Raw genomic sequence first — 19,747 nt, 5'->3', positions numbered from 1 at the left:
AGATTCTCACCCTCATGGCCGACATCGGCCAGCCCTCACGAGCGCGTGACCTCTGTTTGGCCCTGGACCTGCCCCTGGCGCGTAAGAACATCGAAAACACCCGCGCCAAGCTCAAGCGCCTGGTCAGCCTAGGCATTCTCGTGGAGATCGAGCCAGGATTGTTCGCTCAGCCGCGTCCATAGCCCGGCAACGAGCCCGTGACCAGCACTCCTCATGCAGCGCAAGCGATCAACGGGGCATCAACTCGCGAACCGCCCTCTGAGAAGGGCAAGTGGTCGACCCTGGAAGTCTCTCGAGGGTTGACTTTCGGATCTTACTGTCCTTACATGTGCAGTGCTTGGGGAGGATCGATGGCGTGGTGGAAGAGGAAGGCTCGCTGCGAACTGTGCGGCGCAAAGCTGCGGACGGGTTCGGCGCTATCGAGATACGAACAGGTCTATGTGGCCGAGGGTAAGACGAAGGTAGTCCGTTTCGTTTGTGAGGCATGCTGGCAGCGCCATCTGCCCATCGCGGCCGAGGTTGAGGTCAGATTCCGGCGCGAGAATCCATTCGAGGACGTGTGTGCCCGACTGCGGGATGGCGACGCACAGGTGCGTGCTACGGCCGCACGGCAATTGGCACGCCTGGGCGACAAGCGGGCGGTGGCCGCCTTGTGCGATGTCTTCGCGAAGGAGGGGTGGAAGTTCCCAGTCGCCGGGGAGATCGTCAAGGCGCTGGGCGTGCTCGGCGGCTCCGAGGCGGAAAGCGCGCTGATCGCCGAGTTGCACAACGAACATGTGTGGCACAGGGAAAGCAGCGACGACCAACCGATGCCATCTCATGCCGACTACATCGCTTGGGCCCTGCTGGAGATGGGCGGGTCGAGACTGCTGTTGCGGGCCCTGTTCGAGACGATGGCATCGAAGCCCCTCCAGCCCTCCATCAGGGCGCATGCGGCGAGTTACCTGTCCAACATCGCCTACCGCTCCACCGTCGGCTACAGCGTGACCGGATGGGTCACCGACCGACATGAACTGACCGGCGCCGACCGTGAGTTGATGGTTGAACCGCTGCGGGCAGCACTGCGAGACGAGTCCCCACGCGTTCAGAAGCATGCGGCGGCGGCCTTGGGCCACCTCGGCAAACTTCGCTAGTGCGAAACGCCCATGGCAAAGCACCTCGGGGCGGTCTCTATCTTGGCCAACGAGGAGTCAGAAGCTCCACCCCTGACGGACTTACACACGGGACCACTAGTGTCATGCGCCTGAAATTCGTCGGCAATATTTAGCGAGGGATTCGAGGATCTCTTCGGCGGTCTTGGTCCAGACGAACGGCTTCGGGTCGTCGTTCCACTGATCCATCCAGTCGCGGATGTCTCTCTCCAGCGCTTGGACGCTCTTGTGGACTCCGCGGCGGATCAGCTGGTCGGTCAGATAGCCGAACCAGCGCTCGACCTGATTGATCCACGAAGAGCCGGTCGGCGTGAAGTGCATATGGAAGCGGGGGTGGCGGGCCAGCCAGGCTTTGATCGCCGGGGTCTTGTGGGTGCCGTAGTTGTCACAGATCAGATGGATGTCCAGCTCGGCCGGCACCGTCTGGTCGATCGTGGCCAGGAACTTCTTGAACTCGGCGGCGCGGTGCTGACGGTGCAACTCGCCGATGACGCTGCCGTCGGCGACATTGAAGGCGGCGAACAGGCTGGTGATCCCGTTGCGGACGTAGTCGTGAGTGCGCCGCTCAGGCATCCCCGGCATCATCGGCAGCACCGGCTGAGACCGGTCCAGCGCCTGGATCTGCGATTTCTCATCCACACACAACACCACCGCCCGCTCGGGCGGGTCGTGATACAGCCCCACCACATCCACGACCTTCTCCACAAACAACGGATCACTCGACAGCTTGAAGGTGCCGGCCTGGTGCGGCTTGAGCCCGAAGTCGCGCCAGATCCGCCCGATCGTCGACTTGCTCAGCCCGCTGCGCTTGGCCATCGAGGCCCGCGACCAGTGCGTGGCGTTCTTCGGTGTCTCCTCCAGCGTCGCCACCACCACCTCTTCAACCTGATCCAAGGTGATCGAGGGCGGCCGGCCCGGACGCTGCTCATCGATCAGCCCGTCCAGCCGCAACCGCAGGAACCGATGACGCCATTTGGACACCGTGTCCGGGTGCACCCGCAACTCCGCAGCGATCTGCTGGTTGTCCTTGCCGTCCGCGCAGCCCAGCACGATCTTCGAGCGCATCGCCAGGACCTGCGCAGACTTGCTCCTTCGCGCCCACCGCTGCAACACCACCCGCTCGGTGTCGGTGACCGTCAACTCCGCCTTGGGCCGCCCCGTGCGGGCCTCATCAACCAAGGTGTCCACTCCGCCCTCGGCGAAGGCGGCACGCCATTTGCGCACCGTGCCGACGGCGATGCCCAACTCTCGCGCCACCTGTGCGTTACTGGATCCCGGCTCCGCACAGGCCAGCACGATCTTTGCCCGGATCGCCAACCGTGACGGCTCTGCGGACATGCCGATCAGCCGAGCTCGCTCAGCTTCGGTCAGATGGATCTCTACTGCCGACGGTCCTGAATGCGCCATGTCCGCCAGTTTATGAACTTAACCGATGAATTTCAGGCGCATGACACTAGTGGCCAGGTCGGGGAATGCCCTCCAGGACTCGTCCACGCAGAGCCTCCAGCTCCCCCCTCAGGGCACACGGCCCTAAAAGCATCAGCGCTTGTACGGCGCTCACCTCACGGGCGGATTCCCAGATGCCCAGTGTGGGGGTCTGGAACGGGAGGACCTCGATCGAGTGAACCCGGAACGCGGTCGGTTCCAGGTATCGCATGCCCCCGGTCCCGCACAGGTAGGTCGTCGCGCCGGTCAACCAGGCGAGGTCAGCGAGCCGCTGTGACCGTCCGCCGCGAGCGAGCAGGTCACTGCTATGGAGGATTCGCCCCGCCCACCCGACCTCCTCCAGCAGCAGACGCGTGGACAGCTCGGTCACGTCCGCCAGCCGGTCCGTCCTCTCGAACGCGGCAAGCACCGGCTCGAGCCGCCGCTTGAACGCTGGCCAGTGGACGCTATACCGATAGTGATCGGCAAGGAGCTGCGCGACGCGGCGTCTGCAACGGGCGGGATCGGCCAGACGTGCCCCGCGGATCGAGGTGGCACGGCCGTGCGGCAGATGGGTGGCGATCGAGAGCCACCGCGTCTGCCCAGAGCCGCCGAGCGAGGCGAGGCGCGTGCGGTGCTGATAGTCGCGCCGCGCGAACTGCACGTCGTCCAGCACGATCCAGTAGTCGGCAGCGAACAGCTTGGCCAACGTCGCGAGCCGAGGGAAGAGGTTGGGCTGGTGGATCGCACACACCTCGCCGTACAGCGGTTCAGGGTGTGAGGAGCCTGCTGTCGAATCCGGCGCGGAGAAGAGCCTGGTAGGCGTCATGAACCTCTCCTGGAACGGGCTGCTCGATGGCGTAGCCGAGCTTGGGGTACTCGATCACGCGCTGGAGGTCGCCGACGAGCATGTCGATGACCAACTTAGGATCGCCGATTGAGCTGACATACCCGTCCAGCTCCAGCGGCTCGGAGGCGCAGACCACCTCGACCTGTGGCCACACCTTGCGCACAGTGGCGTAGGCGCGGCGCTCCATGTACGGCTTGGAGATCAGCAGGACCGATGCAGGGTGGTGTCCCGCATCAGCCAGGACGTCCCGCGAGAAGCTGATGTTCTGGCCAGTGTTGGTGGCGTTCGGCTCCAGCAGGATCGCCTCATCGGGCATGCCGAGTTCCAGTGCGTGCTCGCGGTAGTGAACGGCCTCCCCGCGGGGGAAGCGTGCCGCAGTGGTGGAGCTGGTCGCGCCGGAGAAGACGAGCAGCGGGAACCAGCCGGCGTGATACAGCTCGACTGCTGCACGCGCAACCCCCAGGTCGTGGCTGCCCAAGCCGATCGCTGCATCGCAGTGGCGCAGGTCGTGGTGCATCTGGTGGTAGTCCCAGATGGTGCGGGCGTGCCGCCACTGCTCGTCGGTGATGACCTGCTGCTGCTTGACGCTCACTCGGCTGCTCCCTGATCGCCGTGGCAGAGGAAGACGAGTCTCCCCCTGGATGGTCCGCTGGATGCCCTCGATGCTGCGCAGTTGGTGCGCAAGCCCGTGCTGCGCAGCCTCTCGCGCGGCATGGTCGAGAATCATCAGCCCATCATCCATGGTGTCCCGGTCAGAAAGCAGGATGTGCCCGTAAGCCGTCTCCAATCGCACGCGCTGCATGGGCACGTCGGTGACGGCGCTCGCACGGGCGAGGTCAATCAGGCGTAGCGCCTCGGTCAGGTCCCCGGCACCGCGGCAGGCCAGGGCGAGTTTCTGGTGTGCGACAGACCAGTCCTCGGGCTCGCCGAGGTTCTCGAACTCGCGGACAGCCGCCCTCATCAGGCGAGCGGCGTAGTCATTCTTGCCGTTCTTGCTCAGTGCGGTCCCGACCCACAGCCGAGCTCGCGACCGGTCACGTGGTGAGAGCCGGTCATCGACGGCCAGCGCCTCATACTCTTCGGCAGCGGCGTCCAATTGGCCCGACATCTCAGCAACGACGGCCAGCGAAAGGTTCAACTGGGCGATGCGGCGAGGAATGTCGAGCTGGGCGTAGATGGAGCGGGCGTTGAGATAGGAGCGGCGCGCGGACAGCGGGCCGGTGACCGCGCCCTGGTCGCGCTGGAGGTCGCCCAGCAGCGTCGTGGACCGTGCGAACAAGTACAAGCCCTTGTCGTCCAAGGCATGCGGGTCGTAGAGAGTGAGCCATCTGTTCAGCAGGTCGGCGGCGTAGCTGAAGTTCTGGCGGCTGAGCGCGACCACGGCCCGGTCGAGATCGTCCGTCCACGTCTCATAGTCCCAGGCTCGTGGACCCACGCGAGTGACTCGCAGCCCTTGATCCGCGCCCTGACCGAGTTCCAGCAGCAGAGTCTCGAACCGCAGATGGGCCGCCGAGTCCGCACGAGAGAGCGCGGTGTCGAGGATCGCTTGAGTATCCGGACGCGGCCGAGTAGCGACGCCAAGATGGTCCCACTTCGCCACGGTACGCGGAGCCACGCCTAGGTGCTGCGCGAACACGCGCACGCTCATCCGGAGGGCAAGACGCAGCGCATGTGCTTCGAGGCCGGTCCACTCGTGCACGGTCGTCACGGCGCTGCTCCCTTCCACGGCCATGGAAGCACGGAGAAGTGCCGAGAGCCCACGGAAGTGCAACAGAAGTGCGACAGCGGTTCGTATGCAGCCAGGCCCTCGCTGGCCATGCTCGAAGAGCGGGTCATCAGCCCCGGCCACGGGAAGGACGGCTACCTTGTGGACACTCACCGAACAGCATCCAGTAGACGGTCCGATCGTCTACGGCTACCTGAGGCTGCATCGCTCAACGCCGGAACGACACGCCGCCCTCACGGTGACGCTCGCCCAGTACTGCGACCAGCACGAATTGCAGCTCTGCGGCATCTTCACCGATCGAGGCGGCACGACGGCAGACGATCCGGCATTTGCCGGGCTGCTGGATGTGCTTCTCTTGTCCAGCGCGTACGGGGTGGTCGTCCCGACTGCGCACCATCTGGGCGAGAAGCACATTGCCACCCGCCGACGCGAACAGATAGACGCGATGGGGGCGCGCCTGCTGTTCGTCCGGTGCTCCCTCCGCACGGCCGCCTCATCCGCCGGCCGGTCGGTGATGGCGCTGACCGGTGCAAGCCCTCGGCGCGACCGAGTCAGCACGCCCAGATTCCATAACGCCTGACACCTCTATTGCCCGAACTGATGAGCGTGGCGTGGCGCGGAGCGGCGTACCGCGCGCTGCACCTGTCACGCCCAGTGCGGACGGCCCGGTGTCGTCTTTCCCGTCGTACCGCACTGCCGGCGCAGGCCGGGCAGCCCCGCCCGGCATTGCCCCAGCCCGGCCTGCGCCCTCACCGATCCCTCATGGAGAAACCCCATGGTCTTTGTGAAAGAGAGCGACGCCGCCGCCGACGCGGTAGGGAAGGAGCACGTCGAAAGGCTGCAACGGCGCCTGTTCGACTGGTGGGTGATGTACTCCCTCCGCGATCGTGGCTTGGTCGCCTTCTATAAGGGTCATTGCGCGCCGGGCGGCATCTGGGTCACGGCGGAGCACCCTGATGAGCTGCTACGTCGCATGACCGATGTCGTCCAAGCTCAGTGGCGGTCCCAGGCCGTGTACGGCTTGGCCAATTCGCCTGGCCCGCAGGGCCGTCCAGACTCGCGGCCCACGGCGAGGATCGAGCCCGTCGTGGGCCGCGAGATCCATTGTGAGGAGCCGTCGTGAACGCCATCATGCTCGCCTACTTCAACGGGTTTGGGTCACACCCCAGACCTTCGGTGGCAGGAGAGAACACGAACGTCTTTGCCTCCCAGACGGACAAGCAGGCCGCGCCTGACGCGCATGCCCACAGTCTCGCAGCGACAACCGACGCTGCCCCAACTCTGGAGACGACACCTGATGCAGCACGATCACCACGGCCGGCAGCAGGCCCACGTAGGCAGAACCTTCGAGATCTTCTACACCACCAGCCGGGGCGGTCAGATTGGCCTATCTGACGGCGGCGGCCCGTTCGGGTTCGACATCCACGTGGCCCTGCTGGTCGATGATCTGCTGAGCGCCTACAGGTGCGACGCGATCGTCGAGACCGGCTGCTACCTCGGCGACACCACCGAATACCTGGCCCGCCGCTACCCGGACCTGCCCGTGCACTCCTGCGACATCGTGCAGCAGCACGCCGACTTCACCCGGCACCGCCTCGTCGGCCTGACCAACGCGCACGTGAGCTGCACGGATTCGCAGCTCCTGGTCGAGCACGCCGCCCGCACCTACCAGCGGCCGCTGTTCTTCCTGGACGCGCACTGGGCGGAGAGCTGGCCGCTGGAGCGCGAACTGGCCTCCATCACCTGCGGCATCGTGTTGATCCACGACTTCGACGTGGGCCATGAGCGGTTCAGCTTCGACACCTACAACGGGCTGATATGCGGCCCGCAGGTGCTCGCCCGCATGACGGACCCGCCGAAGATGTACTTCACGCCGGACCCGCAGGCCGCGTGGCCGCTGCCGTGCTTGCAGACCGGGCGACGCGCCGGCGTCGGCCTCCTCGCGATCGGTGTCAATCCCGGCCTGCTGGCCAGCCACCCGCACCTTCGCACCCACCACCTACTGGCCAAGACGGTGACGACCCCATGACCACGACCTTGAAGGACCCCATCAACACGCTCGCCGGGATGCCGTTCCTGGACGACAAGTTCGACTTCGGCCAGCTCCTGGCGGCCGTCGCGGCGGTCCGCCACGTCCGCTCGAACGAACGCGGCCTGAACGGCGTGACCGAAGTGCAGGCCGGTGCCTGGCTCGACCCTGGCCGTGCACTGCTCCTGCAGGACGACCCGGATCCCCTCCTCCCGGGCCTGGCGCTCTCCCGCGACAGGCAGACCGACATCGACGAAGTACTCGGCGGACTGGTGGAGACGCTGCCCGCGTGGCGCCCTCTCGTACGGCTCCCGGTGCGGTTCCTGCTGCTGGACACCAACGACGGGGCGATCTCGGCGTCCTGCCGCGACTGGCCCCAGCACGTCCTGCTCGCCCCGGTCGCGTTCGCCAACTGCCGGGAGCTGCGGGAGCAGGTGACGCACGAGCTGTGCCACCAGTGGCTTTACATGATTCAAGAAGTGTGGCGGCTGGCCCGGGAGGGCGCCGAACAGCTTGTCCTGCCCTCGGGAACAGCGGACCGCACGCCCAGCGAGGTTCTGGGCGCCGCGCACGTCGCGGCGGCGCTGGTCCGCCTGCACCGGATCGACTCGGCGGGAGCCGACCTGCAGGCCACCGATGACCACATCCGCTACCTGGTCGACTACGGCCGCGGATGCCTGTCCCTGCTCGACGGCATCGACGACGACTTGACCGATGCCGGGCGAGCACTCGCCCAACGGCTCAAGGAGGCTCTATGACACAGACAGCGGCAGAAACCCAGGCTGTCGTGCTGACCACCTGGGAGACGCCCATCTACCAGGCGTGGCTGACAGACCTGGACACCCAGGATGGCGGGGCACGAGCCCGGGAGATGATCGGCACGCTGCGGGATCTCATCCTGGACGCCGAAGGCCGCGACGACGACAAGCACACGTTCGGCGTGATCGGTGCCCAGAAGTCCAGCATGGACATCCTGAAGTGGGATCACCCGGCGGTGGCGTGGCTGCGTACGCAGATCCGCGACGCCGTATCCGCGATGACGAACGATGTGCTGGCCGAACACGCGCCGGAGGTCGAAGACGCCTACGGGGTGATCGCCGAGGCGTGGGCGGTCGTCTACCGGTCGGGCGGCTCCCATCGGCTGCACACGCACCACGATTCCATCTACTCCGGGACGATCTACATCGAGTGCGGCGGCGTCTGCGCCACCTCCGGGAATCTCCAGATGTTCGACCCCCGCCCGGCGGCGATCGCCCGCGGGGTCACCCCCGGGGTGCTTTCGATCGAGCCGCGCCCGGGACTGCTGGTCGCGTTCCCGTCCTGGCTGCCGCACTCCGTCCAGGCCACCGATCACTACACGGACGGCCTGCGAATCTGCATCGCATGGAACGCCTCCTACGCCCGGACAGGGGGACAGGCATGACCATCACCAACACCGGGCCGGGAGTGGTGTCCCGCCACTGGGGAACCGCCTCCACCATCCGGCAGATCGATCTGACCGGCATTGCCCACGACAACATCGTGGACCGCCACACCGCGGTCAGCTCGTTCACCACCCTTCCGCTCGGGGAGGCCGTCGCCGACATCGACATGCTCCGGCATGCGTTCGTGACCGACATGAACGCCCTCGCCGAGCGAGGGATCGAGGGGGGCACAGCTGGCCGGCACGTCGCGGACGTTCAGATGGAGGCGCAGATCTGGCTGGGCGGTTACGAGAAGCCGATGTTCGCCGTGCCGAACGACTACCTCGCCTGGTGCTTCCTCGAGGTCGTCCCGCCGGTCGAAGCGGACGCAGGCACGGCCGCGGTGTTCGACCCCCGCGCGGGGAGCGCCATGACGGCCATGCCTGGCCTGCCCTGGGGCCGCCAGCTCACCATCACTCCGGCCGCCGGCTCGCTGGCCGTCGTCCCCGGTTGGCTTACCTGCTCCATCGTCCCCGTCGAGAAAGGAGAAGCCATCGCCGTCGTGGTCGCAACGTCGATCACATAGGTAGTTCCGTTCTCAACCCGATCTCCGAAGGAGAAAAGGAATGGAAGCGAACAACGTCGGTCTCGGCCTGAACGCCCCCAGCCTCGGGGTCTCCGTTGACGCCGACCAGGTGCAGCAGTACCTCGCCCTGGCCAGCCAGGGCGCGATCGTGTCTGACTCGAACAAGTGCGGCGCGGTGCAGAACAACTTCGCGCTGACCGCTCAGACGACGACTCGCCTGTAGCGGACCTGCTGCACCCCTGAAACAAAGCTGGCCCCCGCCGGACGAGCCCCGGCGGGGGCCAGCCCCTGTTCGGGTGGCGGTCACAGCTCGCCGCGCCTCCACAGATCGCTCTCGGCCGCCAGCTGCTGCTCGTCCACCAGCGGCACCGAAACCTGCTCGGCCCACGCCACCAGCAGACGAGCGAACTCCTCGGTGTGGTCGGGTTCCACGCTTCCGTACACATGGAACCACGTGATCAGGGCATCCGCGCCCGGCACCTGGGCGTCGCAGGCGGCGCACAGCACGACACCGGTCCGGCCGTCCACCGCTGTCCCGGCGGCGTTCGTCCAGCCGTACGGCACGCGGGCGAGCAGCAGCCCTTCCTGCCCGCAGCGAGGGCAGGAAGGCGGCTCCTGGGACGTGACGACGTCGATCCGCCGCCGCCCGGTCACAACGAGATCGCTTCCGGCCCGAACAGCTGCTTGATGTCGGCCGCGAAGCTTGGCTCCGGGTTGATCCGGAATTCCGGCAACGACAGCGTCACGGTCTGGCCAGCCAGCCGCCGCAGGTTGATCAGCACCGGCACCTGTCCCTGGTGCAGCTTGAGCACGTTGCGCAGTTCGTCCACGATGCTCTGGTTGAGGCGTTCCTCACGCAGGAGCAGGGTGACCGGCGCGTCGCTGCTGATGCCGGACACATCCAGCAGAGTGAGGTCCTGGGCGAAAATCGAGATAGCGCCGTCGCGGTTGTTGATCTGCCCCTTGACGGCCACCACTGAGTCTTCGCGCAGTTCCGGCCCGTACAGCTCGTAGCTCTTGGGGAAGAACAGACACTCCACACCGGCGTCCATATCCTCGACGGTCGCGATGGCCCAGACGTTTCCGGCTTTGTTGACCCGCTTGTCCACTTTCGTGATCATGCCGCACACGGTGACGTCGCCCCGGTCTTCGCGGCCGCTGTCGAGCAGGTCGGCGATGGTGGTGTCCCGGTTGCGGGCCAGCATCCGTTCCGTGCCGGCCAGCGGATGGTCCGACACGTACAAGCCGAGCATCTCCCGCTCGAAGTCCAGCTTGGTCTTCTTGTCCCACTCCATGTCAGGGATGGCGATCGTGAAAGCGGTGTCGTCGCCGTCGTCGTCCATCCCACCGAACAGCGAGTCCTGGCCGTGGGCCTCGTTCTTCTTGATGTCGATCACGGACTCGACGGCCTGCTCATGAATCATGAGCACGCCCTTGCGCGGGTGCTCGAGCGAGTCGAACGCACCCGCCTTGATCAATGATTCGATGACCCGCTTGTTGCAGACCGAGAGGGGCACCTTGGCGAGGAAGTCGTCGAAGTCGCTGTAGCGGCCCTTCTGCATGCGGGCCTTGACGATGCCCTCGACGACGTTCGAGCCGACGTTGCGGACCGCGCCCATGCCGAACCGGACCTGGGTGTCGCCGACCGCGACGAAGTCGAGCTGGGAGTCGTTGACGTCCGGCGGCAGGACCTGGATGCCCATCTTGCGGCACTCAGCCAGGTAGACCGCGGCCTTGTCCTTGTCGTCGCCCACGCTGGTAAGCAGGGCGGCCATGTATTCGGCGGGGTAGTTGGCCTTCAGGTAGGCGGTCCAGTAGGCGACGAGGCCGTACCCGGCGGTGTGCGACTTGTTGAACGCGTACCCGGAGAAGGGCAGCATGACGTCCCACAGCGCGGTGATCGCGTCGTCGCTGTAGCCGTTGCCGCGCATGCCCGCCTGGAAGTTGGCGAACTCGGCGTCCAGGATCTCCTTCTTCTTCTTGCCCATGGCCCGGCGGAGAAGGTCGGCGCCGCCGAGAGTGTAGCCGGCCAGCTCTCGGGCGACGGCCATGATCTGCTCTTGGTAGACGAGCAGGTGGAACGTCGGGCCGAGGATGGGGTCCAGGGCGTCCTTCAGTTCGGGGTGGATGGGCTCGATGTCCTGGCGGCCGTTCTTGCGGTGCGCGTAGTTGGTGTGCGCGTTGGCCGCCATCGGGCCCGGCCGGTACAGGGCGAGCACGGCGGCGATGTCCTCGAACCGGGTCGGCTCCATCAGCTTGAGGAGCTGCCGCATGGGGCCGCCGTCGAGCTGGAACACGCCCAGCGTGTCGCCGCGGGCCAGGAGCTGGTAGGTCTTGGCGTCGTCGAGCGGCATCGTCAGGGTGTCGAGCTCGATGCCCCGGTTCTGTTTGATGATCTTTATGGCGTGGTCGATGATGCCCAGGTTCCGCAGGCCCAGGAAGTCCATCTTGACCAGGCCCATGTTTTCGCACGAGGGGTAGTCGAACCCGGTGATGATCACCTTGTCCTTGTCCCGCATGTGCATGGGGATCAGGTCGAGCAGCGGGTCTGAGGACAGGATGACGGCGGCCGCGTGCACGCCGGTGCCGCGGATCAGCCCTTCGATACCGCGGCCGGTGTCGATCACCTTGCGGACGTCCTGGTCGGACTCGTACAGGGCGCGGATCTCGGTGCCCTCGTTGTAGCGCGGGTGGTCCTCGTTGAACAGGTCCGCCAGCGGCACGCCCTTACCCATGACGTCCGGCGGCATCGCCTTCGTGATCCTGTCACCGACCGCGAACGGATAGCCGAGGATCCTGCTCGCGTCCTTGACCGCAGCCTTGGCCTTGATCGTGCCGAACGTGTTGACCTGCGCGGTCATCTCCGCGCCGTACTTCTCGGTGACATAGTTCACCATGCGGTCACGCTGGCGGTCGTCGAAGTCCAGGTCAACGTCCGGCGGGTTGATCCGCTCCGGGTTCAGAAACCGCTCGAACAGCAGGCCATGCTCCAGCGGGTCCAACTCAGTGATGCGGGTGGCGTAGGCGACGATCGACCCGGTGGCGGACCCACGGCCAGGGCCGACTGGGATGCCGTTCTCACGGGCATACCGGCAGATGTCGGCGACGACGAGGAAGTAGGAGGAGAACCCCATAGGGCCGATGACCTTCATCTCGGTCTCGTACCGGTCCCACACCTCCTGCGGGATCGGCGTGCCGTACCGCATCGCCAGACCGGCTTCACACTCCTTGCGCAGCCACGACTCCTGCGTCTCGCCCTCGGGCACGTCCGGGTAGTCCGGCATCCGGTTGACCTCGGCGAACACCTCGCTGTAGTCGCCCACCATCTCGGCCACGAGCAGCGTGTTGTCGCACGCGTCCGGCAGTTCAGGGAACAGCGCCCGCATTTCCTGGGCGGTTTTGAGGTAGTAGCCGGAGCCGTTGAACCGGAACCGGTTCGGGTCGTCCTTGTTCTTGCCGACGCCGACGCACAGGAGGCTGTCGTGGGCGTCGGCCTGGTCCTCGGTGACGTAGTGGGAGTCGTTGGTGACCAGCAGCGGGATATTGAGCTGCTTGGCCAGCTTGAGCAGGTCGGCTCGGACCTCGCGCTCGATGTCGATGCCGTGGTCCATCAGCTCGAGGAAGTAGTTCTCCTTGCCGAAGATTTCCTGGTACTCGCCGGCGGCCTTGACCGCTTCGTCGTACTGGCCGAGCCGCAGCCGGGTCTGGACCACGCCGGACGGGCAGCCGGTGGTGGCGATGATCCCTTCCGCGTGTTCGGCGATCAGCTCCTGGTCCATGCGCGGCTTGCCGTAGTAGCCCTCGAAGCTGGCCAGGGACGACAGCCGGAACAGGTTCCGCAGCCCGTTCGCGTCTTTGGCCCACATGGTCATGTGGGTGTAGCGGCCGCCGCCGGAGACGTCCTTGCCGCCCTCGCCGTCGGCCACGCCCGTCTCCGCCCGCGGACCCCAGAAGACAGGCTTCTTGTGGTACCGCGACGCGGGCGCCACGTACGCTTCGATCCCGATGATCGGCTTGACGGGGAAGCCCTTGGCCACCGAGTGGAACTCGTACGCGCCGAACATGTTCCCGTGATCCGACATCGCGATCGCCGGCATCCCGAGCCGCTCAGCTTCCTTGAACAGCGGTTTCATCTTCGCCGCACCGTCAAGCATGCTGTACTCAGTATGAACATGCAGATGCACGAACGAGTCGCTCACGCGTTCCCCCAACTCCCAACGGCCCAAATACTCGGCTGAGCCTATTCCTTCTCCTGGGGCTGTTGGGGCGATGCGATACAGAGTCGCATGGGTTGTTGCCACCCTGTTGCCCACGCTCCGTGCACGGCCCGCTGACGTGGCCATATACGGCTCGCAGCGCCCGGTTGCCAGCGGGGGCTAGCTAGCCCAGCCGCAGCGTAATTACGGCCGTGGTCCCGCTTCGTGCCTAATCCTGTCGGGCGCTGTAGGGGATCTTCTTCCTGTGCAGCCAGATGTTCAACGCCGTCTGGACGAAGTCCTGCGGCCCGTTGCCGGTGATGTCGCAGGCCGCGGTGAGGCGAGTGTCGGTGAGCGGGTTGAGGCGTACGGAGAACTGGCGCTCGTCGTTGTACTCGGCGCTGCCGTAGGTGCGTTTCTTGGGGGTGCGCTCACGGAACGGGCGATCATCCTTGGCGGGGACGGGGAGGTCCTCGGGTACGCCGACCGCCGTGGCGTAATCGTTGATCGCCTCGTGGGCGATGGTCTGGGGCCCCATGCCGGTGCGTTCGTGGGCGGCGGTGATGCGCTCGTCCATGTCGCGGGGGATGCGCACGTTGAGCGGGTACATGGTCTTCGGCTTGCCGATGCGGCGCCGAGTCGCTGGCGGTTTCGCCTTTTCGGCCGCGGCGGCGCGCGCTTGTTGCGCGTGTTCGCTGAACTGCGCCTCGGGCACGGCCTTGCCTCGGCTCGGTGCCTTGCCTGTGCTGGCCATAAGGGTGGTTCGCCTCCGCTGTCGAAGTCCGGTCGCGGCTCCAGTCTTCTGGCGTTGCGCACTTTGCGCAACTGTGGTGACTTGCGGGAGCGCTAGCGTGTCCCTTGATCAGCACGACCGCGCACGCGTCCCGAGACCATCCCAGAAGCGCTCACAGCGCATTCACCGGGTGACTGATCGAACCGCTTCCCCCGTACGCTCTGAGAGCGTCTGAGACCCCCAAAGAAGTCGCTGCGAATCCGCATGGACTCTGCGACGCTGGACCCCCACCCGACCCCCGCACCACCCCACAGGGGAACAGTGGACCGCAATCTCGCTAGCGAAAACGCCAGCAATACCAGAACGGAGCCACCACCGTGCACGACATGATGGCCGCCATCCTCGGCGACCTCGACACCGACACCGCCGCCGACCGCATGACCCTCAAGCACCTCGTCAGCCAGCAGATCACCTGCCCCAAGACCGGCGTCGTCCTCGACGTCCGCCAAGCCGTCGCCTTCACCCTCCGCGACACCAGCGGCGCCCACGCCGGCTACCACGCCGTCGAGGCCGCATGGTGGGACGCCAACCGGCGGATCATCGACGACCTGGCCACCGAGACCAGCACCACCGTCGAGGCCTCCTGGCCGGGATAACGGAACGTCACGGCCAGGCTCGGCGTTCATCGGCGTTCATTGGCGATCGTCGTTGCTGATCGCATATGCCACCGCGGTGTGGAGATCGAGTTCGGCTCCGCGGCGGAAGGCGGCGCCGAACGCCCCTTGTCCGAGCCCTTGGCGGGCGCCGCTCTCGCAGTCCTGGTGGGAATGGGTGTGGTACGGCAGCAGGGTGGGGGCGAAGCCGATCTCTTGCCACAGTGCGTCGGCGGCGCCCAGCAGGCGAGCGGCGCGCTCGTGGGCATGGCGGGCTTCGGCGGTCCAAGCCAGGACCTCCAACGCCTTGGCCAGCCCCCAGTGGTCGTTGACGGCCATCCATGGCACGGTTGCCTCCTGAAACAGCCTCTCCGCCTGGCGGGAGTCGCCGTGTTTCCAGGCCGCGACGCCGATGAGAAACAGCGCGTACGCGCGAAACAGCGGCGCGCCGTGGACATCGCACAACGCCAGTAGCTCACGGCCGAGCGCTGCGGCGGCATCGGGATCGCCGGCGGCGCAGAACGTTGCGGCCAGATAGAGGTTGAGGCCGACGGCGTCAAGGTCGCCGGCCGCCCGCTGGCGTGCGCGTGCCGCCTCCATCAAGGCCAGGCCATGCCCGGTGCTGCCGGCCGACAGCTCGGCGATGCCGGCCGTCATGGCGGCGGATGTCCGGCCTGTCTCATCTGCGAACTCCTCGGCCAAGGCATGACACTGACCAAGTCGTGCCGTGGCCGCAGCGGGATCTCGCTGGTAGATCGCCAGCAGGGCGTCGACCCACAGTGCGGTGATACGCGTCCGGGTCCGCGCCGGCACGAGGTCGAGGCCATGATCCAGCCAATGCCTGCCCTCGGTCAAAGCCCCGGCCAGCAGCCAGAAGGCTCCAAGCCGGGTGGCCATGTTGAGGCCGCCTTCAGCCGAGGCCGGACTGCTGTAGCAGAACTCCAGAGCGGTACGCACGTTGGGCAACTCGGCCTGCAGGATGCGGAAGCTCTCGAGCTGGTCGGGGCTAAGCCGGTCGATCGACTGCCGTTCGGCCAAGGACCGGTAGTGAGCGCAGTACCGCTCCCGCAACACCTCCTCATCGTGGGAGGTCAGGCGTTGACGCCCGTAGGCGCGCAGGGTGTCCAGCAACCGGTAGCGCATGCCTGTCGCCGACGGCCGGGCCGACAGGATCGAGTGGTCCACCAAGGCGGCGATCACGTCAACGATATCCTCGGCGGCGATGCCGCCACCGGAGCACACCTCCTCGGCCGTCTCCAGATCGACGCCACCCGGGAACACCGAAAGGCGCCCCCATAGCCGCCGTTCGGCAGGTGAGCACAGCCGGTAGCTCCAATCGATGATGGCACGCAGGCTCTCGTGGAACCCGGCGGACGGCGATGAGCTGTGGCCGGCCAGGCCGGTGCCGTCGTCCTCCAGTTCCCGCTCGAGCTGCTCAAGGGGGCAAGCACGCAGGCGCGCCGCGGCCAGTTCGATGGCCAGCGGGATGCCGTCCAGCCGCTGGCAGATGCGGGCGATTACCGGAATCGTGGTGGCATCGATCTGCAGGCCGACCTGGGCGGCAACAGCCCGCTCGATCAGCAGCCGCACCGCATCACTTCGGGCGATCTCGCGCACCGGCGCGTGCTGGTCGGCGTACGGCAGTGGTCCGATCGCCAGCACCTGCTCGCCGGTCACGCCGAGGCGGTGCCGGCTGGTCGTCATGACGCGCAGGCGGGGAGCGGTGCCCAGCAGCCGCTGCGTCAACTCCGCGCACGCCTGCACCAGATGTTCGCAGCCGTCCAGCACGAGCAGCATCCGCTTGTCGGCCAGGTATTCTGCCAGAAGCGGCCGTACCGGCTGGTCGAGGTCGCGCACTCCCAGCGCGGCGGCCACCGCCGGGGCGAGCAGATCGTCACGCGTGAGTGGGTGCACTTCCACGACCGCCACTCCGTCGCGAAAGCGCGACCGCAACGCGTGGGCGGCGTGCAACGCCAGCCGGGTCTTGCCGACACCTCCGGGACCGGTCAGGGTCAGCAGTCGCGTTTTCGGCATCAGGCGCCGCATGTCGGACATCTCGCGTTGACGCCCGACAAAAGTCGCTCTTCCGGCCGGTTTTCGTACCCGGCCTGTTTGACCAGGCATCTCCCTACCAGCTTACAACGCGCCTTCCACCTGGGCATTTACGACGTCAGTCCGGTGACAGGGTGGTGGCACGGTCACATCGCCTGCAGGCCCGAGTCATGGTCACGGTCTTGGAGCCGGTCCTGCGCCAGATCACCTGCCATCAACTGTTCCTGGCCGGTCTTGACCGCGCCCGCACCAGCACCAGGATCTTCCGAGCCAGGTATCCCAACGGGCGATACAGCCTGCGTCCCAAGGCAGACCCGCCACAGCTCCTGCGCCTCATTCGTATCCAGCACATCTCGCGTGCGGAATTGCCAGCGAGATCAATTCAAGCTGGCCCTCGAACGTGCCCCAGCCCTGCGGCGCTGCTCCCGGATGATGGCCGCCAGCTCCTCAACGGAGCGGCCCCCGGGGACGTACGCGGCACGGGCGGCCTCTTCGGGGGAGAGAGCGTCGCGGCGAGCCCGCGCTTCGGCGAGGACTCGCCCGGCGGCAGCAAACGCTTCGTCACGGGTTCGCATGAGTAACACGATCTCACACGCAATCAGACGCGCCGCCCTCTGATTGCTGTTCGATCCGATGCGCGGCAGGGCCGAGAGCCCCAATGTCCGGCTATTCCTCTACTCTGGCCCCGGAAGCGGCTCCAGCGGGAGGGGTTGAACGGTGGGCGAAGGTGCAGATACTGTCGTCGTCACCGAACTTTCATGTGTTCTCGAACGCATCACCTACGCGGCCGAGGACACCGGCTACACCATCGCCCGCGTCGCCACCGAGCGCTCCGGCTCCGAGCTGCTGACCGTCGTCGGCCCGCTGCTGGGCGCCCAGGTGGGGGAGTCGCTGCGGCTGCACGGCCGCTGGACCTCTCACCCCCGCTACGGCCGCCAGTTCGAGGTGTGGTCCTACACCACCGTGCTGCCGGCCACCGTCCAGGGCATTCGCCGCTACCTCGGCTCCGGCCTGATCAAGGGGATCGGCCCGAAGATGGCCGAGCGGATCGTCGACCACTTCGGCACCGACACCCTGGAGGTCATCGAGCAGCAGCCCGAACGCCTGACCGAGGTGCCGGGCCTGGGCCCCAAACGCACCAAGATGATCGCCGCCGCCTGGGACGAACAGAAGATCATCAAAGAGGTGATGATCTTCCTGCAGGGCGTCGGCGTGTCCACCTCCATCGCGGTGCGCATCTTCAAGCAGTACGGTGAGCAGTCCATCTCCGTCGTCAGGGAGCAGCCGTACAAGCTGGCCGACGACGTGTGGGGGATCGGGTTCAAGACCGCCGACACCATCGCCCAGGCCGTCGGCATCCCGCACGACAGCCCCGAACGCGTCAAGGCCGGCCTGCGCTACACCCTGTCGGAGGCCGCCGACGACGGCCACTGCTACCTGCCGGCCCCCAACCTCACCGCCGACGCCGTCAAGATCCTCGACGTGCCCGCCGACCTCGTCGCCGCCTGCCTGGAAGAGCTCGTGGCCGCCGAAGGCGTCGTCCGCGAGCCCGTCCCCGCCGGAGACACCGTGCTGCCCGCCGTCTACCTGCCGCCCTTCCACCGCGCCGAGCAGTCGCTGGCCTCGGGCCTGCTGGCCCTGCTGCGCAGCGGCCACGACCGGCTCAAGGCCTTCGCCGACGTCGACTGGGAACGCGCCGAGGCCTGGCTGCACGCCCAGACCGGCGCCGAGCTCGCCCCCGAGCAGCGCCAGGCCGTCCGCCTGGCCCTGACCGAGAAGCTCGCCGTGCTGACCGGCGGGCCCGGCTGCGGCAAGAGCTTCACCGTACGCTCCATCGTGCTGCTGGCCCGCGCCAAACGCGCCCGCGTCATCCTGGCAGCCCCCACCGGCCGCGCCGCCAAACGCCTGGCCGAGCTGACCGGCCACGAGGCCACCACCGTCCACCGGCTGCTGCAGCTGCGGCCCGGCGGCGAGGCCACCTTCGACCGCGACAACCCCCTGGACGCCGACCTGGTCGTCGTCGACGAGGCCTCCATGCTCGACCTGCTGCTGGCCAACAAGCTCGTCAAGGCCGTCGCCCCGGGCACGCATCTGCTGTTCGTCGGCGACGTCGACCAGCTGCCGTCCGTCGGCGCCGGCGAGGTACTCAAAGACCTCCTGGCCGCCGCCGACGTCCCCCGCGTACGGCTGACGCAGGTCTTCCGCCAGGCCCAGGAGTCCGGCGTCGTCGTCAACGCCCACCGCGTCAACACCGGCCGCCACCCCGTCCTGGAGGGCATGAAGGACTTCTTCCTGTTCCCCTGCGAAGAGCCGGAGGAGATCGCCGCCCTGACCGTCGACGTCGTGGCCCGCCGCATCCCCGCCCGCTTCCGCCTCGACCCCCGCCGCGACGTGCAGGTCCTGGCCCCCATGCACCGCGGCGCGGCCGGCGCCGGCGCGCTCAACGCCGCCCTGCAGGAAGCCCTCACCCCGGCCCTCGAGGGCATGCCCGAACGCCGCTACGGCGGCCGCGTCTTCCGCGTCGGCGACAAAGTCACCCAGCTGCGCAACAACTACGACAAAGGCGCGGCAGGGGTGTTCAACGGCACCGTCGGCATCGTCACCGACATCCGGCCCGACGAGCACAAGCTCACCGTCCTGACCGACGAGGACGAGCCGGTCGACTACGCCTTCGACGAACTCGACGAGCTCGCCCACGCCTACGCCGTGTCCATCCACCGCTCCCAGGGCAGCGAATACCCCGCCGTCGTCATCCCCCTGGCCACCAGCGCCTGGATGATGCTGCAGCGCAACCTCCTCTACACCGCCATCACCCGCGCCAAGAAGCTCGTGGTGATCGTCGGCTCGCGGCGGGCGCTGGCCCAGGCCGTCCGCACCAAGGGCGCGGGACGCCGGCACACCGGCCTCACCCACCGCCTGACGACACGTTGACCTGCGCCTGAC

18 protein-coding genes are annotated in these 19,747 nt (G+C 67.0%); 11 read left to right on the top strand and 7 right to left on the bottom strand.

Features of this window, described 5'->3' with window-relative positions; all coding sequences use genetic code 11:
• The coding region (locus ACTWPT_RS26590; RefSeq protein ID WP_443180169.1) for a hypothetical protein at positions 1-182 on the top strand (182 nt) is incomplete at its 5' end.
• A 168-nt stretch (positions 183-350) separates the two neighbouring features.
• A complete protein-coding gene (locus ACTWPT_RS26585) occupies positions 351-1,133 on the top strand; it encodes a HEAT repeat domain-containing protein (RefSeq protein WP_443180168.1) in 783 nt (260 codons plus the stop codon).
• A gap of 102 nt (positions 1,134-1,235) precedes the next feature.
• Here the strand turns inward: ACTWPT_RS26585 and ACTWPT_RS26580 are convergent, their stop codons facing one another.
• Genes ACTWPT_RS26580 through ACTWPT_RS26570 form a run of 3 tightly spaced genes read right to left on the bottom strand, consistent with a single transcriptional unit; the run spans position 1,236 to position 5,134 of the window.
• A complete protein-coding gene (locus ACTWPT_RS26580) occupies positions 1,236-2,558 on the bottom strand; it encodes an IS630 family transposase (RefSeq protein ID WP_443180167.1) in 1,323 nt (440 codons plus the stop codon).
• Positions 2,559-2,604: 46 nt separating this feature from the next.
• Positions 2,605-3,405 (bottom strand): WbqC family protein, encoded by an 801-nt coding sequence (locus ACTWPT_RS26575; RefSeq protein WP_443180166.1) that lies wholly within the window; start codon positions 3,403-3,405, stop codon positions 2,605-2,607.
• A complete protein-coding gene (locus ACTWPT_RS26570) occupies positions 3,347-5,134 on the bottom strand; it encodes an ElyC/SanA/YdcF family protein (RefSeq protein WP_443180165.1) in 1,788 nt (595 codons plus the stop codon). The genes ACTWPT_RS26575 and ACTWPT_RS26570 overlap by 59 nt, the downstream gene beginning before the upstream one ends.
• A gap of 157 nt (positions 5,135-5,291) precedes the next feature.
• Between ACTWPT_RS26570 and ACTWPT_RS26565 the strand changes: the two genes are divergently transcribed.
• The 7 genes from ACTWPT_RS26565 to ACTWPT_RS26535 all read left to right on the top strand — a co-directional run bounded on the left by ACTWPT_RS26565 (position 5,292) and on the right by ACTWPT_RS26535 (position 9,393).
• Positions 5,292-5,732: a recombinase family protein gene (locus tag ACTWPT_RS26565; protein WP_443180164.1), complete on the top strand. Its 441-nt coding sequence runs from the start codon at positions 5,292-5,294 to the stop codon at positions 5,730-5,732.
• 195 nt (positions 5,733-5,927) lie between these two features.
• A complete protein-coding gene (locus ACTWPT_RS26560; RefSeq protein ID WP_443180163.1) occupies positions 5,928-6,275 on the top strand; it encodes a hypothetical protein in 348 nt (115 codons plus the stop codon).
• Positions 6,276-6,449: 174 nt separating this feature from the next.
• Positions 6,450-7,181: a hypothetical protein gene (locus ACTWPT_RS26555; RefSeq protein WP_443180162.1), complete on the top strand. Its 732-nt coding sequence runs from the start codon at positions 6,450-6,452 to the stop codon at positions 7,179-7,181.
• Complete coding sequence (locus tag ACTWPT_RS26550) at positions 7,178-7,939, top strand: aKG-HExxH-type peptide beta-hydroxylase (protein WP_443180161.1); 762 nt, start codon at positions 7,178-7,180, stop codon at positions 7,937-7,939. The genes ACTWPT_RS26555 and ACTWPT_RS26550 overlap by 4 nt, the downstream gene beginning before the upstream one ends.
• The gene (locus tag ACTWPT_RS26545) at positions 7,936-8,604 is read left to right on the top strand and encodes a putative 2OG-Fe(II) oxygenase (protein ID WP_443180160.1); all 669 of its coding nucleotides are present in this window, start codon (positions 7,936-7,938) and stop codon (positions 8,602-8,604) included. The genes ACTWPT_RS26550 and ACTWPT_RS26545 overlap by 4 nt, the downstream gene beginning before the upstream one ends.
• Positions 8,601-9,170: a hypothetical protein gene (locus ACTWPT_RS26540; RefSeq protein ID WP_443180159.1), complete on the top strand. Its 570-nt coding sequence runs from the start codon at positions 8,601-8,603 to the stop codon at positions 9,168-9,170. Before ACTWPT_RS26545 ends, ACTWPT_RS26540 begins: the two co-directional genes overlap by 4 nt.
• A 40-nt stretch (positions 9,171-9,210) precedes the next feature.
• On the top strand, positions 9,211-9,393 hold the full coding sequence (locus ACTWPT_RS26535) for a hypothetical protein (RefSeq protein ID WP_443180158.1): 183 nt from the start codon (positions 9,211-9,213) through the stop codon (positions 9,391-9,393).
• 80 nt (positions 9,394-9,473) lie between these two features.
• Here ACTWPT_RS26535 and ACTWPT_RS26530 read toward each other — a convergent pair whose 3' ends face one another.
• From ACTWPT_RS26530 to ACTWPT_RS26520, 3 genes are all read right to left on the bottom strand, one after another.
• A complete protein-coding gene (locus ACTWPT_RS26530) occupies positions 9,474-9,824 on the bottom strand; it encodes a DUF6300 family protein (RefSeq protein ID WP_443180157.1) in 351 nt (116 codons plus the stop codon).
• Positions 9,821-13,369: a DNA polymerase III subunit alpha gene (gene dnaE / locus ACTWPT_RS26525; RefSeq protein ID WP_443180156.1), complete on the bottom strand. Its 3,549-nt coding sequence runs from the start codon at positions 13,367-13,369 to the stop codon at positions 9,821-9,823. The genes ACTWPT_RS26530 and dnaE overlap by 4 nt, the downstream gene beginning before the upstream one ends.
• A 226-nt stretch (positions 13,370-13,595) precedes the next feature.
• Positions 13,596-14,081 (bottom strand): hypothetical protein, encoded by a 486-nt coding sequence (locus ACTWPT_RS26520; RefSeq protein ID WP_443180155.1) that lies wholly within the window; start codon positions 14,079-14,081, stop codon positions 13,596-13,598.
• 395 nt (positions 14,082-14,476) lie between these two features.
• Between ACTWPT_RS26520 and ACTWPT_RS26515 the strand changes: the two genes are divergently transcribed.
• Positions 14,477-14,755 (top strand): hypothetical protein, encoded by a 279-nt coding sequence (locus ACTWPT_RS26515; RefSeq protein ID WP_443180154.1) that lies wholly within the window; start codon positions 14,477-14,479, stop codon positions 14,753-14,755.
• A gap of 36 nt (positions 14,756-14,791) precedes the next feature.
• Here ACTWPT_RS26515 and ACTWPT_RS26510 read toward each other — a convergent pair whose 3' ends face one another.
• Entirely contained in the window at positions 14,792-16,786 is a 1,995-nt protein-coding gene (locus ACTWPT_RS26510) for an ATP-binding protein (protein ID WP_443180153.1), read from the bottom strand.
• Between the two features lie 735 nt (positions 16,787-17,521).
• Here ACTWPT_RS26510 and recD2 point away from each other — a divergent pair.
• Positions 17,522-19,735, top strand: coding sequence for an SF1B family DNA helicase RecD2 (recD2, locus tag ACTWPT_RS26505; protein ID WP_443180152.1), 2,214 nt, complete (start codon positions 17,522-17,524; stop codon positions 19,733-19,735).
• Positions 19,736-19,747 lie beyond the last annotated feature (12 nt).

Origin of the sequence: Nonomuraea sp. 3N208 (assembly GCF_052245935.1) — a bacterium.
GTDB lineage: Bacteria > Actinomycetota > Actinomycetes > Streptosporangiales > Streptosporangiaceae > Nonomuraea.
The sequence above is the reverse complement of the archived record's forward strand: the minus strand, read 5'-3'. Positions and strand labels throughout refer to the sequence as shown.